17 protein-coding genes, 1 tRNA gene and 2 pseudogenes are annotated in these 13,175 nt (G+C 66.5%); 11 read left to right on the forward strand and 9 right to left on the reverse strand.

Annotated features, from left to right (window positions below):
• Nucleotides 1-43 precede the first annotated feature (43 nt).
• The gene (locus ACQPWU_RS04725; RefSeq protein WP_433437147.1) at nt 44-916 is read right to left on the reverse strand and encodes a bile acid:sodium symporter family protein; all 873 of its coding nucleotides are present in this window, start codon (nt 914-916) and stop codon (nt 44-46) included.
• 118 nt (nt 917-1,034) lie between these two features.
• Between ACQPWU_RS04725 and ACQPWU_RS04730 the strand changes: the two genes are divergently transcribed.
• The 3 genes from ACQPWU_RS04730 (at nt 1,035) to ACQPWU_RS04740 (ending at nt 2,754) form a co-directional block, all read left to right on the forward strand.
• Nucleotides 1,035-1,667 (forward strand): TetR/AcrR family transcriptional regulator, encoded by a 633-nt coding sequence (locus ACQPWU_RS04730; protein WP_433437148.1) that lies wholly within the window; start codon nt 1,035-1,037, stop codon nt 1,665-1,667.
• 31 nt (nt 1,668-1,698) lie between these two features.
• Nucleotides 1,699-2,661, forward strand: a complete 963-nt coding sequence (gene rlmB, locus ACQPWU_RS04735; protein ID WP_433437150.1) for a 23S rRNA (guanosine(2251)-2'-O)-methyltransferase RlmB — start codon at nt 1,699-1,701, stop codon at nt 2,659-2,661.
• A 20-nt stretch (nt 2,662-2,681) separates the two neighbouring features.
• Nucleotides 2,682-2,754: transfer RNA gene (locus ACQPWU_RS04740), tRNA-Thr, on the forward strand.
• Between the two features lie 54 nt (nt 2,755-2,808).
• Here ACQPWU_RS04740 and ACQPWU_RS04745 read toward each other — a convergent pair.
• On the reverse strand, nt 2,809-3,078 hold the full coding sequence (locus tag ACQPWU_RS04745; protein WP_433437151.1) for a tyrosine-type recombinase/integrase: 270 nt from the start codon (nt 3,076-3,078) through the stop codon (nt 2,809-2,811).
• Nucleotides 3,079-3,091: 13 nt separating this feature from the next.
• Between ACQPWU_RS04745 and ACQPWU_RS04750 the strand changes: the two genes are divergently transcribed.
• The 4 genes from ACQPWU_RS04750 (at nt 3,092) to ACQPWU_RS04765 (ending at nt 5,202) form a co-directional block, all read left to right on the forward strand.
• The gene (locus ACQPWU_RS04750; protein ID WP_433437152.1) at nt 3,092-3,445 is read left to right on the forward strand and encodes a hypothetical protein; all 354 of its coding nucleotides are present in this window, start codon (nt 3,092-3,094) and stop codon (nt 3,443-3,445) included.
• A gap of 3 nt (nt 3,446-3,448) precedes the next feature.
• Nucleotides 3,449-3,925: an NUDIX hydrolase gene (locus tag ACQPWU_RS04755; RefSeq protein WP_433437153.1), complete on the forward strand. Its 477-nt coding sequence runs from the start codon at nt 3,449-3,451 to the stop codon at nt 3,923-3,925.
• Nucleotides 3,926-3,953: 28 nt separating this feature from the next.
• Nucleotides 3,954-4,445 carry a GNAT family N-acetyltransferase gene (locus ACQPWU_RS04760; protein ID WP_433437155.1) on the forward strand — a complete coding sequence of 164 codons (492 nt, stop codon included), beginning with the start codon at nt 3,954-3,956 and terminating at the stop codon, nt 4,443-4,445.
• Nucleotides 4,446-4,557: 112 nt separating this feature from the next.
• Complete coding sequence (locus tag ACQPWU_RS04765; RefSeq protein ID WP_433437157.1) at nt 4,558-5,202, forward strand: DUF6461 domain-containing protein; 645 nt, start codon at nt 4,558-4,560, stop codon at nt 5,200-5,202.
• 67 nt (nt 5,203-5,269) lie between these two features.
• Here the strand turns inward: ACQPWU_RS04765 and ACQPWU_RS04770 are convergent, their stop codons facing one another.
• The 3 genes and pseudogenes from ACQPWU_RS04770 to ACQPWU_RS04780 form a co-directional block, all read right to left on the reverse strand.
• The gene (locus ACQPWU_RS04770) at nt 5,270-5,419 is read right to left on the reverse strand and encodes a hypothetical protein (RefSeq protein ID WP_433437158.1); all 150 of its coding nucleotides are present in this window, start codon (nt 5,417-5,419) and stop codon (nt 5,270-5,272) included.
• A gap of 592 nt (nt 5,420-6,011) precedes the next feature.
• A pseudogene (locus ACQPWU_RS04775) lies at nt 6,012-6,214 on the reverse strand (IS5/IS1182 family transposase); the annotation flags it as partial.
• 108 nt (nt 6,215-6,322) lie between these two features.
• Nucleotides 6,323-6,916, reverse strand: coding sequence for a TetR/AcrR family transcriptional regulator (locus tag ACQPWU_RS04780; protein WP_433437160.1), 594 nt, complete (start codon nt 6,914-6,916; stop codon nt 6,323-6,325).
• A gap of 144 nt (nt 6,917-7,060) precedes the next feature.
• Between ACQPWU_RS04780 and ACQPWU_RS04785 the strand changes: the two genes are divergently transcribed.
• Nucleotides 7,061-7,795, forward strand: coding sequence for an SDR family NAD(P)-dependent oxidoreductase (locus tag ACQPWU_RS04785; RefSeq protein WP_433437162.1), 735 nt, complete (start codon nt 7,061-7,063; stop codon nt 7,793-7,795).
• Between the two features lie 185 nt (nt 7,796-7,980).
• Nucleotides 7,981-8,604, forward strand: a complete 624-nt coding sequence (locus ACQPWU_RS04790; protein ID WP_433437163.1) for an NADPH-dependent F420 reductase — start codon at nt 7,981-7,983, stop codon at nt 8,602-8,604.
• A 97-nt stretch (nt 8,605-8,701) separates the two neighbouring features.
• On the opposite strand, the pseudogene ACQPWU_RS04795 reads toward ACQPWU_RS04790, so the two are convergent.
• A pseudogene (locus tag ACQPWU_RS04795) lies at nt 8,702-9,375 on the reverse strand (transposase family protein); the annotation flags it as partial.
• A gap of 31 nt (nt 9,376-9,406) precedes the next feature.
• Between ACQPWU_RS04795 and ACQPWU_RS04800 the strand changes: the two are divergent.
• On the forward strand, nt 9,407-9,697 hold the full coding sequence (locus ACQPWU_RS04800) for a hypothetical protein (RefSeq protein WP_433445607.1): 291 nt from the start codon (nt 9,407-9,409) through the stop codon (nt 9,695-9,697).
• A 461-nt stretch (nt 9,698-10,158) separates the two neighbouring features.
• On the opposite strand, the gene ACQPWU_RS04805 is transcribed toward ACQPWU_RS04800, so the two are convergent.
• The 3 genes from ACQPWU_RS04805 to ACQPWU_RS04815 all read right to left on the reverse strand — a co-directional run bounded on the left by ACQPWU_RS04805 (nt 10,159) and on the right by ACQPWU_RS04815 (nt 12,093).
• Nucleotides 10,159-10,770: a hypothetical protein gene (locus ACQPWU_RS04805; RefSeq protein ID WP_433437164.1), complete on the reverse strand. Its 612-nt coding sequence runs from the start codon at nt 10,768-10,770 to the stop codon at nt 10,159-10,161.
• Nucleotides 10,771-10,937: 167 nt separating this feature from the next.
• On the reverse strand, nt 10,938-11,129 hold the full coding sequence (locus ACQPWU_RS04810) for an SDR family NAD(P)-dependent oxidoreductase (RefSeq protein WP_433437165.1): 192 nt from the start codon (nt 11,127-11,129) through the stop codon (nt 10,938-10,940).
• A 262-nt stretch (nt 11,130-11,391) separates the two neighbouring features.
• A complete protein-coding gene (locus tag ACQPWU_RS04815) occupies nt 11,392-12,093 on the reverse strand; it encodes a TetR/AcrR family transcriptional regulator (protein WP_433437166.1) in 702 nt (233 codons plus the stop codon).
• 87 nt (nt 12,094-12,180) lie between these two features.
• Here ACQPWU_RS04815 and ACQPWU_RS04820 point away from each other — a divergent pair, with 87 nt between their 5' ends.
• Nucleotides 12,181-13,083: an aldo/keto reductase gene (locus ACQPWU_RS04820; RefSeq protein ID WP_433437167.1), complete on the forward strand. Its 903-nt coding sequence runs from the start codon at nt 12,181-12,183 to the stop codon at nt 13,081-13,083.
• Nucleotides 13,084-13,175 lie beyond the last annotated feature (92 nt).

Below are 13,175 nucleotides of genomic sequence, written 5' to 3' on the forward strand. Positions count from 1 at the left end.
TGCGAGGTCGGAGGGATCGGCTGCGCTCGGAGATGGCGATGAATCAGCCGGCGGTGGACGGGGTGGCGTCGGCCTGCGGGGCGAGGACGCGGTTGAGCAGGAAGCCGAACCCCGCCGCGACGATCATGATGGTGATGCCGTAAATGCTTGCGGGGACGGCCAGGGCGAGGTCATCGGTCAGGCTCAGGGCGATGGTGAGGGCCAGCGCGGCGTTGTGGAAGCCGATCTCCATGCCTGCGGCGATCGACGGGCCGCGCCCGGCGCGGGTGAGCCGCCCCGCCCAGTAGCCGGTGGTGAGGCTGACGAGGGCGAACGCGACGACGGCCGGGAAGACCGTGGTGACGTTGTCGATGAGCGGGGAGAGGTTGGAGGCGAACCCGCTCGCGATGAGCGCGGCCAGGCTGAGCCCGGAGATGACCCGGAAGACGCGTTCTGCCTGTTTGGCGAACCGGTCCCACTTCGCCTTGACGGCCATGCCGACCGCGATCGGCACGAGGACGGCGGCGAAGACCTGCACGATCTCCCCGCCGTGGAGCCCGATGCCTTCCTGCGCGGGCAGGAAGTGCGCCAGCGACAGGTTGGTGATCGCCGTCAGCGTGACGACCGACAGTACGGAGTTGACGGCGGTGAGCGTCAGGTTGAAGGCCACGTCGCCGCCGAACAGGTGTGAATACACTCCGGCGAGCGGGCCGCCGGGCGAGGCGGCGACGAGCATCATGCCGACGGCGGGGACAGGCGGCAGACCGAGCACGCTGACGATCGCGAAGCACAGAAGTGGCAGGACCAGCAGTTGGCAGGCGAGTGCGGCGGCTATCGTCAGCCGGTAATGGCGCACGCGCCGGAAGTCCTCGACCGTCAGGCCGAGGCCCAGTCCGAGCATGAGGACCGCGACGACGAACAGCATGGCCCCGTTCACGCGCCGCTCCCTTCGGAGACCGTGATCACGGTGCTCTCCTCACTACGATGGAACCTGATTAAGACAAGTTGTCTTAATTCGCGGCGATACTATGGTGACTTGGTAGGAAAAGGCAAGAATGCAGGCAAACGAGAAGATCCTCATCGCGGCCGAACGGCTTTTCGCCGAACGCGGCTTCGGGGTGTCCCTCCGGGAGATCGCCGTCGCGGCCGGCCAGCGCAACCATTCGGCCGTGCAGTACCACTTCGGCGACAAGGCCGGTCTCGTCGACGCCCTGTACGAGTACCGCATGACGCCGCTCAACCTGCGGCGCCGTGAGCTCGTCGCGGAGCTCCGCGCGCACGGTTTGGAGGGAGACCTTCCCGCCCTGGTCGAGGCCTACGTGGCCCCTCTGGCCGAACACATCCTGGCCAATCGGGGCGCCAGCTGGTACGTGCGCTTCACCAGCCGCTATGTCCTGTCAGGCAGCTACCGGTCCTGGCCCTACTCCAGTGACCACCACCCCGCTGTCAACGAACTCGCCGGCCTCCTCTTCGAGCACCTCCCCACGCTGGCGGAAGAACGCCTCCGAGTCCTCAACCTTCACATCGTCATGGTTCTCGCCGACGTCGAGCAACGCCTCACCGAACCCGCCTTCGACGAACCTCGGGCCGCCGCGGCCCTGGCCGACCTCCGTGTGACCGCCCTCGCCATCCTCACCGCCCCATGCATCCCGGAGCCGGAGGAACGCCGCATTCCCGGCGTGGGATGAGATGCCCGGAGCCCCGAGTACTCTTGTTGGCATGGCAGCAGGGGGTAGAGCGTCGGGCAGGCCCGCGAAGAAGAAGGGCCCGTCCAAGGGCGCCGGAGGGCAGGGCCGCCGGGCGCTCGAGGGCAGGGGCGCGACCCCGCCTGCCGAAATGCGCCATTGGTACAAGGACAAGGCCCGCTCCGAGCGCGTCGCCCGCGAGGAACGCGGTGGCACACGGCGTACCGCACCGGCGCGGCAGCGGCGCTCCGAGGACGCGCCCGAATACATCGGCGGCCGCAACCCCGTGCTCGAGGCCCTGCAGGCGGGCGTGCCGTCCAACGCGCTCTACGTCGCCCAGCGCATCGACAACGACGACCGCGTACGCGACTCCATCAGGATCGCCGCGGAGCGCGGGATCGCCCTGCTCGAGATCACCCGCGACAAGCTCGACCGCCTGACGGAGGGCGGCGTCCACCAGGGCATCGCACTCCAGATCCCCGCCTACGACTACGCGCACCCGTCCGACCTGGTGCAGCTGGCGGAGGACGCCGCCGAGACCCCCTTGATCGTCGCCCTCGACTCGGTCACCGACCCGCGCAACCTCGGCGCCATCGCCCGCTCCGCCACCGCCTTCGGCGCCCACGGCCTCCTCATCCCCTCCCGCCGCTCGGCCGGCGTGACAGGCGGGGCCTGGAAGACCTCCGCAGGCACCCTCGCCACCATGCGCGTGGCGCGAGCGGCCAATTTGACGGCGGCCCTGCGCGAGTACCGCGAGGCGGGCCTGTTCGTGATCGGCCTCGACGGCGCCGGCGAGACGGACCTCCAGGACGTGGAGCTGCTGTCCGAGCCGCTGGTGGTGGTCGTGGGATCCGAGGGCAAGGGGCTTTCGCGCCTGGTCCGGGAGCATTGCGACGTGGTGACCCGCATTCCGATGCGAGGGGCCGCCGAGTCCCTCAACGCGGGAGTGGCGGCTGGAGTGGCGCTGTACGAAGTCGCTCGTCACAGGCGTCTCTAGCGTCTACACTGGTAGGCCGTGCCGACGTAGCTCAATCGGCAGAGCATCTGTCTTGTAAACAGAAGGTCAGGGGTTCGATTCCCCTCGTCGGCTCTGCAGTAGAGGGCCCCTGAACAGGCATAACGCCGTCCAGGGGCTTTCTCTTTGTCAGGACAATGTCGAGATCTTGCTAACACCCTTGCTAACACGGTGGCTCCCGGGTGGCTCCCCGCTATCCGCCGACAGCCTCGGCGAAGAGGCGTAGACGCGCAGGGTGATCGCCGGGTCGGCATGGCCGAGGCGGGCCGCGACGACGTGGACGGGGGCGCCCGCCAGGAGCAGCGTTGTGGCGTGGACGTGGCGGAGGTCGTGCAGGCCGGCGTGGAGGAGTTGGGTCTTGGGGTTTTGCTTGTTGTGGGCCTCGATGAGTTTGGGCATCAGGGAACTCGGCGTGTCAGGGAAGAGAGGGTATCTGCTCGGCGATCCGGACTGCGCCGAGGTGGCACAGCGGGGCAAGGACGAGGGCATCGACGACGGCATGGCCGCCAAGATCCGCAACGTCCTCGTCCTGTACCGGCCCCTCCAGGGGCGCGAAAACATCGAGTTCCGGCTGCACGCCACAGTCCTGTACAACTCGATCTACCGCGCCGACGATCAGTTCCTCATCAACACCCACGTCTACGGCGTCCCAGCAGGGAACGCACCGGTCCTGCACCTACGCAGAGTCATCGGCGGCGACATGGTCGCCACCTACTCCGAAAGCTTCGAACGCGTCTGGGAAGGCGCACGACAGATAGATTCCTGAGCCATGGCCAAGCGGATCGACTACTACGACGACCCCGACGCCCCAGCGCCCAACAGCCTGGTCCCGTCCGTGAACGTCATCGTCACCAATGCCGCGGACGAGATCCTGATGATCCGCCGCAGCGACAACGGCAACTGGGCCGTGCCTGGCGGGGCGATCGACCTCGGCGAGTCCATCCCGCAAGCCGCCATCCGGGAAATACTCGAAGAGAGCGGCATCGAGTGCGAGATCACAGGCTTGGTCGGAACGTACAGCGACCCCCGGCACGTGATCCTCTACACCTCCAACGGCGAGGCCCGCCAGGAGTTCTCGATCGTCCTGACCGCCCGGGCGATCAGCGGGGAGCTGACGCCGAGCGACGAGTCCCGCGAGGTGCGCTGGATGCCGCGCGAGCAGGTCACCGCGCTGCAGATGGATCGGTCGATGCGGATGCGCATCGAGCACTACCTAGTCGGCACCGCCCTGCCGTACATTGGTTGATCTTTGACGGACCAGGTTGGGAGCGATCGTGGAAGAGTGGCTGGATCCGGCTGGGATCTCTACGAAGCGATTGTGGGTTCGGGCGACTACGCGCGATGATCTGCCCGCGCTGGAACGAACCTGGCTGGACCCCGAGATCCGCCGCTATCTGGGCGGTCCCGTCTCTGCTGAGACGCTGGAGCGTCGGCGGCAGATGCAGCCGGGCCGTGGCACGTTCACCGTCACCCTGGACGAGGACGCGATCGTTGGCTTCTGCTTCTACTGGCGTACGGAGCAAGATGACCTCGAACTGTCCTATAGCTTCATGCCCGAGCATTGGGGACACGGCTATGCACGCGAGGCTTGCGCCGCTGTCCTGAAATGGGGTTTCGCCAATATCCCCGGTACCGAGCGAATCGTCGCCATCACCCAGGCAGCCAACCTCCGCTCCGTCCGCCTGCTGGAGTCTCTCGACATGGTGAAGGTCGACGAGTTCATTCGGTTCGACGCGCCTCAGGTGATGTACGCGGCATACCGCTAAGCGCTGCCTCCACAACGGAGTATGACCTTTCACATTCGAAAAAGAATCTTTCATTTACGCCCCACTTATGTCGTGATCGTTCGTTTTGCCGACCCCCAGATAGGAGGCCGCAGTGACTATAACGGCAGCAGACTATGTCTGGTTCTACGATCGTTTCCCTGGCTTATGGGAGGCATACTGCCTGACTCTGATCCAGGGGTTGCGTCCGCAGGACGTCGTGACCCGGCTCAATGCCCGGACCGAGGACTTCGAGCCGATGTCCTTCGAGGACATGGAGAGCGCCGCCTACTCCGGCCCGGGTCCGTACGGTGGCTGGCCTGGCTATTTCTTCGGCGCCGTCGCCCTGGCGGAGGGGTGTCTCGTCGTCGAGCCCGGTGGCGCCATGGGGGTTAACCAGGACATCATCAAACCGCTGTCGAAAGGCACGCGATTGGTGTCGCACTCCAACAACAACGCCAACGCGACCGGCTACTTCTATTGGCTGGAAGACGGCGAGATACGTCTCGGCTTCGAGCCCCTTCTTCCCACCATGCGATTCGGCAGTGACCCGGATGGATCGGTTGAGGCCATGCGTCAGGCGGGGTTCGATCTGGGCGACGGCGACCAGTCCGGCACGGCCGAAAGTGAGGCGGCCCGCGCCGGGACCGTTTTCGCGCTGGCCGAGTACCTGACCGGGGTCAAGCTGACAGAGCATCTTCTGGAGGCGTCGGTCTATCTGTGCGCGGTCGCTCCCGGCACCACGAGTAGCCGCCCATAGGGTCGCGGAGACCGATATTCGGCTGCTGGCTTTCAGCCGACTCGATTCCGTACAGGCTCGCCACCGGTCAGCCCTTGGGGCAGAGGACGGCTTCGGCGGCCTTCTTGACCAGCGGGTTGGTGTGGGAGGTGCCCGGCGTGAGGGAGACGACGAATTCTAGGTCGCCGTTCCGGGAGCTGTAGGTGAGGGCGACGAAGACCGTCGAGCCGCCCTTCATCGGCGCGTATTCGCCGCACGCGTGAGATCGGGCTGCTGCGATGGCGGCTGGGAGGGCTGCTCGGGTGCGGGACGTCCGGCGTTCAGGGCATCCTTCTCCTCCCTCGTCAGCAGGTTTCCCGGCCAGCGCCTTTGGGAGAGCACGTCGATGGGGGATGATGGCACGCGAACGCGACCCTAGTTCTGGATTGACTTGCGTAGGCAACCAACGATCATCAAAGGTGGCGTTTGTCATTCGTTCCCGGGGTACCCCTCAACCAGCAGTCCCTGTCGCGCCCATCAGCCGAGAACGCTTTGGCCCCGTTCTCAGGCCGAAGGGGACAAGGTTGAGCTATGGACCAGAAGCGTTGTCGATCTTGCTAACGCGGACGCTAACAACGGTCTTGGAGATGCATGGACACATGTGGACGACAGGTTTGTCGTAGAAGGCTTTGCACCAGGCGAAACGTTCGCCGTGGCCGGTCCTGGACGAGCGCGAAGTCCCTTGTAAACAGAAGGTCAGGGGTTCGATTCCCCTCGTCGGCTCTGCGCGGAAGCCCAGGTCATTGCGCGGTGACCTGGGCTTTCGCATGTTGTGGATCAGTGAACATGTTTCATCCTGCGGTTGCTTCGTAGTTCTGTAGCACATGGATGGCTTTGGCGAGTCGACCGACCCCGCGTGGGCTGACGCGGACTTTGTGCAGGAAGCGCCGGTACTTGAGCTGGGCGTTGGCGCGTTCGCCCCGCGAAGCCGGGCATGAGCCCGGTTGGCGTCCTTCTGCGAGTCGGGTTTGTTCTTGCCCTTGTACGGCGTGATCTACCGCTCCGGCCGCGCCGAACTCGACGTCGTCTTCCGGCCGACGAGGCGTGATCGGGCTGTCATTGGCCTCCCACCGGAACGGGGGCAGACCCGGTAGTTCTGCGGTCATCGCTGGGCTGCCGGAGATGACGCGGGGATGGCGTTGTCGATGAGGACGGCGGCGATGGCGGCGGCGGTGGGGAAGGCGTCGGCGTTGAGAACCCGGGTCCGGGCCGCGGCGCCGTCGATGAGCAGCGCGAGCTGCTCGCCGAGCTGTTCAGGCTCGGCGGCGCCGGCTTCCCGGGCGGTGTCGGCGAGCCGCGCGGCGACGGCTTTCTTGTAGTCGCGCGCGTACTGGGATGCGGGGTGCTGGGGGTCGTGGAGTTCGACGGCGGCGCCGATGTAGGGGCACAGGGGGGTGGTGGGAGGGACGTCGAAGGCGGCGAGGAGCCGTTCGCGGGGCGTGAGGTCGGTGCGGTCGAACACGCCGGATAGAACGGAGGGGTCGAACCGGCGCAGGTACTCGGCGACGAGTTCGTCCTTGCCGGTGAAGTGCTGGTAGGCCGTGCGCTTGGACACCTGGGCCGCCGCGCAAAGCTGGTCCATGCCGGTGCGGTTGATTCCCTGCTCACGGAACAGCTGCTGGGACGCGCTGAGGATGCGCTCGCGGGCGCCCCGGCCACGGCGGCGGCCCTGGGGGCCCTTCTCGAGCTCCGTCATGGGCCCATGGTACCCCAGATGGGTAACGACCGGTGTACATAGTTTGCGTCCCGGTCGCCCGCCCCGTACCGTAAGCACACAGGGCGGTGTACATAACGCCGTCACCCCAGGTGCACACGGCACCACCGACCCAAAGGAGCGACCATGGGAAAGCTTGACGGCAAGGTAGCGGTCATCACCGGCGGCACCACCGGCATGGCGCTGGCCGGCGCGAAGCTGTTCGTCGACGAAGGAGCGCACGTCTTCATCACCGGCCGCCGCCAGGACGCCCTGGACGAGGCCGTGAAACAGATCGGCCGGAACGTCACCGGCGTCCAGGGCGACGCCGCCAACCTGGACGACCTAGACCGCCTGTACGACACCGTCAAGCGGGAGAAGGGCAGCCTCGACGTACTGTGGGCCAGCGCCGGCGGCGGCGAGCCCGCCCCGCTCGGCGAGATCACCGAGGCTCAGTTCGACACCTGGTTCGGGCTCAACGCCCGCGGCACCCTGTTCACCGTCCAGAAGGCCCTCCCGCTCTTCAACGACGGCGGCTCCATCCTCATGACCGGCTCCAACGCCTCCCTCGGCGCCTTCCCTGGCTGGAGCCTCTACGCCGGCAGCAAGGCCGTCCAGCAGGCCTGGGCCCGCGTCTGGCTCAACGAACTGCGCGACCGCAAGATCCGGGTCAACGTCCTGACCCCCGGCCAGGTCGCCACCGCCAAACAGGAAGAACTGTTCGACGAGGCCACCAAGGCCGCATTCGAGTCCCTCATCCCCCGCGGAAAGATGGGCCGCCCCGAAGAAATTGCCACCGTCGCCCTGTTCCTCGCCTCCGACGACTCCAGCTACGTCAACGGCCTCGAACTGGTCACCGACGGCGGCACCACCGCCATCTGAACCACACACCAGGAATGCCGCGTGCACACCCCGCAACAACCCAATCCACCGGCGGAAGACGACGAGCCGGAGGTGCCGAGAAAGGCGCGGCAGTTGGCCCAGAAACGTTACGGCCGACGCCCTGCGCCTGACCCAGCACGAACGAGACAGAGCGACACCTTGAGAACAGGAAGAGAGCACACCCCATGAGCAGCATCACCCTCATCGGCACGGGCAACATGGCCCGTACCATCGGCACGCTCGCGGTGGCGGGCGGCAACACCGTCGAGGTCATGGGACGCGATCAGTCCAAGGCCGATGACCTGGCGAAGGCTCTGGGCGGCGGCACGACGACAGGCAAGTGGGGCGCCGTCCCGGCCGGAGACATCGTCGTCACGGCCCTTTTGTACGACGGTGTCGTTCCGGTCGTCGCCGAGTACGGTGACGCCCTCACAGGCAAGGTCATCGTCGACATCAGCAACCCCTTCAACGCCACGTTCGACGGACTGGCCCACAGCGAGGAGACCTCGATCGCGCAGGAAGCCGCCAAGGTGGCCCCGGCCAGCGCCAGCGTGGTGAAGGCATTCAACACCATCTTTCGTAATGTCCTGGAGAAGGGCCGGCCCAACGTCTTCATCGCTGGCGATAATGCGCAGGCCAAGGCGGGCGTGGCGGCATTCATCCAGAGCCTCGGGCTGCGTCCGCTGGACGTCGGCGGCCTGAAAATGGCGCACTGGCTCGAAGGAGTGGGCGTGGTCACGGTGGGCCTTGCCGGCAACGGGGTCGGCCACTGGGACTTCGCCCTCGGCGTCAACGAATTTACCGGCTGAGCCCCCGGGGCCGAGCAGTCGGCGAACAGGGAGCCGTGCGCCCTGACAATGGTTGATGGAGCACCGACTCGCTGATGTCGGATATCAATGAGCCTTTTCATCCTCGGTAGATCGGGTTCTCGGCGTGGTGTAACACGAGGATGGCCTGCACGATCGCGGTGGCGCGATGTGGGCAGCAGCGCAGCTTGGTCAAGATCTTCCAGGTTTGAGGGTGGCGTTGGCGCGTTCGCCGATGGAGCGGATCCGGGCGTGGGCGCGGTTGACCTTCTTCTGCCAGCGAAAGAGTTCCGGCCGGTAGCGGTGGCGCTTGAACGGGGTTCGGATCGTACCTCGGGCGCCTTGGTATGCCTTGTCGGCGAACGCCATCACGTTTGCGCTGGTCAGCGCGTTGATGATGGTGTGGGTGCGGGCCGCGGTCAGGTCGTGGACGGAGCCGGGCAGCGCTGCCGAGGCCCAGACCAGCCGGCCTGCCGGGTCAGCGATGACTTGCACGTTCACGCCGTGGCGGTGGTGTTTGCCGGAGGAGTAGGGCTTCTGGTCGGCGACCCGGTCGATCGGGATGAGGGTGCCGTCGAGGATGGCATAGGCCAGCAGGCGGATTCTGTTCATCGCGGTGTCGAGGTCGTCTGCGGTGGCGGCGAGCAGGTCGATGGCTTCGCGGATGTATCGCCAGGCGGTGGTCACACCGATCTCGAATCGGCAGGCCAGGCGGGTCAAGGTGTCGCCGTTGCGCACATGCGCCAGGGCGAGCAGGGCTTGCCGACCGGGATCCGAAGGGTCCGTCACGTAGCAGAATGATCGTGTGACAGAGGTCATCCAGGCCGGGCGCATGCCGGCGACCGCGCGAGCCGCAAGATTCATCATGACCCTTGAGGTGGCCTTTAGCCTCGTGGGACTTGCCATCATGATCGGCGTGGCAGCCACTGCCTTCAGCGCCCCGTTCCTCCTACTGTTCCTCTATGCCAGCTCGATCACGGCGCTCATGGGCTGGTTGCTGTCCCGCTGGCCGTCGCGAAGGAAGTTTGTACGTTGGGGCGCCTGTCGCCGTCGAGGTAGTTACGGGTGGCGGTTATCTCGCCATGGCCGCGATTGATGGTGATCTCAGTTGGATCAAGCTGCTCGCCCCGAGCACACTCCTCCCGGTGGTGGCCGTCATCGCGCTGCTCACACCCTCGGCAGCACATTGGTTCGACGGCTGACAGGACTCTACGCCCTGTCCAGTCGGACGCAGCCGACCCCGAAAGCGTGATCGGCTGAGAGCCCAAAGGGGAGCCAGGTCGGGAGCCACACAAGATGAACGAGTGTGAACCGGCTTGGGCTCGATTGACCGGCCTGACCTCGCATCCGAACCAGGGTGACCTGATCAAAACGCTGAAAGTCTTTCGAGTCCAATCGCGGGACTGAGTGACGAACTGAGTGACATCGGAGATGCTTTATCCCACTCAAACATGCACGTCGATGCACACTGACGACCCGGTAGGCCAGCTCAAACGCCAGCCCAAGCGATCAATACGAATGCTTCGCATCGAAGTGGTCATGACATCGGCGTTCGCCCTACTCCGCCACAGTGATCACCAGGTGTTCGTCGAGGGCTGAGATGAGTCGGTCAGCCAGCCCCGGAGTAGTGGCCGTAGCCCATTGCTGGGCGACGTTGAGAAACCCGGTGAGTTGCTGTTGTGCTGTGGTGAGCAGGCTGGAAAGTTCGCTGCGAGTGATCTCGATGGGTGGGGACGGGGGAAGGCCCTGATCGTGTTGCCGAAGCTGAATGACGTGACCAGCGTGTGTGATGTGTGGCGTGGGGTCGTGGCCGAGCCAGGCTTCTTGCCCGCGAGCTACGATCCACCAGTCCCGCCAGTTTTCCAAGCCGAAACAGCAACCGGGCGAGACGTTGACGTCTGTGATGGTGTCGCGAAAACGCAGCCCACCCGGAGCGATCAGGGCTTCCGCTTCGGCGAGATGCTGTTCCAGGTAAGCCCCGGTCATGTCGGCGGTGTGGACGACTGGGATGCCGTTGTAGCTGAAGATGGCGGCCATGGCCGTCCCGACTTCGGCGGGGGACATCTGGCCGGAGAGAGCGAGGAGGCGGTCGCTCGACCGCTCTGCGATCGGCCAGGCCGTGAAGTCCACCGCGTCGTAGGTTTCCAAGACGACGTCGACGATGACCATAGCCGCCAGTATCCAGCCATTGCGCATGTGTGCGGTTGCTGGAGGTGTGAGGAGGGCTCGCCAGCCGGGCGTGCCCGTTGCATGCCCCTACGGTCGGCCACCCGCAGGAAATCACGGGGACTCACGGTCACTCGACCTACATACCTCCAGGTCACCGTTTCCGCAGCTCAGACAGCATGATCTTGAAAGGCTTGTGCCAGGCCGCTACCCGCTCTGTTGGGCTTCAGCCGGTCCAGCCGCCGCGCGACGAGCACGACGTCGGAGCCGCGGGCGGCGAGCTGCCGGGCGAATTCGACGCCGATGCCCGCGCTGGCGCCGGTGATGAGGGTGCTCTGACCGCGGTAGTCCACGGGTGGCATGGCTCCTCCAAGGGGTCCGATTCATGAAGGTCATGTCACCGTAGGACTGACCGCCGAGCGGGCGTCGTTCCCTATGGGGGAGGACATCCGGCTCTGCCGAGAAGCGGATATTCGATCATGGGCCGAGTTGGCGCACCGCTGTCGGATGGCTGGTGCTTCTGGCGCCGGTGAGCGCGGTCATGTCTCGATCCGTGCTCACCGGTTTTGGCCTTGCGCCGGGCGAATCGAGGCTACGCCGGACATACCCGGGCGAGCGTCCGGGTCAGCGGGCGAGCTGGCGGAGCCAGTCGCGCAGGAGGGCGGTCTCGGTCGGGCGGAGCGGGAGGGTGGCCTCGTCTGCGGTGGTGAGGGCGGCATCGAGGGCGAGGGCCCGGGAGGCGAGGCCGGTGTCCGTCGCCGAGGGCGGATCGCTGGTCAGGGAGCCGATGAGGGTATCGCGCATTCTCGTTGAGATTTCCGGGTCGCGCTTCTCCGCAGGCGCGCCGATCAGCGACAGAGTGACACCGGTGACGGCCGCCACGGAGAGGTAGGCGGCGAGGTCGGGCGGGACCCGGAGGCGGCCGGCCGAGGCGATGCGGTCGAGGAACTTCAGCAGGAGGTCGTGGGCCTCGTCGGCGGCGGGCGGGCGGCGGCCGGGGCGGTCGGGGCCGAACATCAGCAGGTATACGGAGGGGTGGCGCAGGCCGAAGTCGACGTGCATGTCCCAGCCGCGGCGCATGTCGTCGACCGGGTCGCCGGAGTACGCCAGAGTGTGTTTTTCGGCCAAGTACAGGTCGAAGGCGTGGATGGCCAGGGCTGCGAGGAGGCCGTCCTTGTCGCCGAAGAGCTGGTAGAGGGACGCGGCGCGGATGCCGGCCGCCGCGGCGACCGAGCGGGTGGAGACCGCCTGGGCGCCGTCCCGTTCCAGGATGCCGGCCGCCACCTCGAGAATCTGCCGCCGGGTACGGGTCTTCGCGTCGTCCACGGTTGCAATGCTACGGCATTCGGCGTATCACTGAGACGAGCAGTGCTACGCAGATCGGCGTGGCACTGATACGAAAAGGGAGAGCCAGTGAATCGAGTCGGATACGGCGCCATGCAACTCGCCGGGCCGAACGTGTGGGGCCTGCCGGACGACCCGGAATCGGCGCGGCGGACGCTGCGGCTGGCGGTCGAGCTGGGAGTCACGTTCTTCGACACTGCAAACGCGTACGGGCCGCGCACGGTGAACCAGCTGATCGGGGAGGCGCTGCGGCCGTTCCCGGAGAGAGTGATCGTCGGCAACAAGGTCGGCGCCGGGCGCGGCCCGGACGGGTCGTGGATCATCACCGACCACCCGGACACGGTCCGCCGGCAGGTCCACGAGGCCCTGGAAGACCTGGGCACGGAGGCGAGCGAGCTGACGTACCTGCGGCTCGGCGGCGACTATGCAGCATCGCGGAGCGACGTGCCGCTGGAGGACTCACTCGGCGTGCTCATCGAGCTGCGCGACCAAGGGCTCATCCGCCGCATCGGTCTGTCCGGCGCGTCGCCGGAGATGCTGACCCGCGCGCAGAAGATGACGCCGATCGCGGCCGTGCAGAACCGCTTCAACCTGCTCGACCGCAGCGGCGTCCAGGTCCTCGCCGACTGCGAGGCGCAGGGCATCATGTTCGTCCCCTACTTCCCGCTGGCCTCTGGACAGCTCACCAGCTACGACGAGTTGACCGGCCCCGCGGAGCGCCTCGGCGCGACGCCGGCCCAGGTCGCGCTGGCCTGGCTGCTGCGCCGTTCCCCCGCCATGGTCGTTATCCCCGGCACGACGAACCCCGATCACCTGCGCGCCAACATCACCGCGGCCGAGGTCGCCAAGAACCTGACCGACGCCGAGGTAGCCCGCCTGACCGGCCTCGTCGACGAGTCGAAGGCCGTCATCGACCAGCCGCACCAGTCCACGCTCGACGCGCTCAGGTCTGCGGCGGAGAGCCACCGGTAAGCAACCGCTCGGCGGGCGGCGGCCAGCTCACCCGCCCGCCGAGCTCCCGATGGCAGCGGATCCTCGGACCCCAGCACCCGCCGCCTGGCTTC

The sequence above is a fragment of the Nonomuraea sp. CA-141351 genome (genome assembly GCF_050944675.1).
GTDB lineage: Bacteria > Actinomycetota > Actinomycetes > Streptosporangiales > Streptosporangiaceae > Nonomuraea.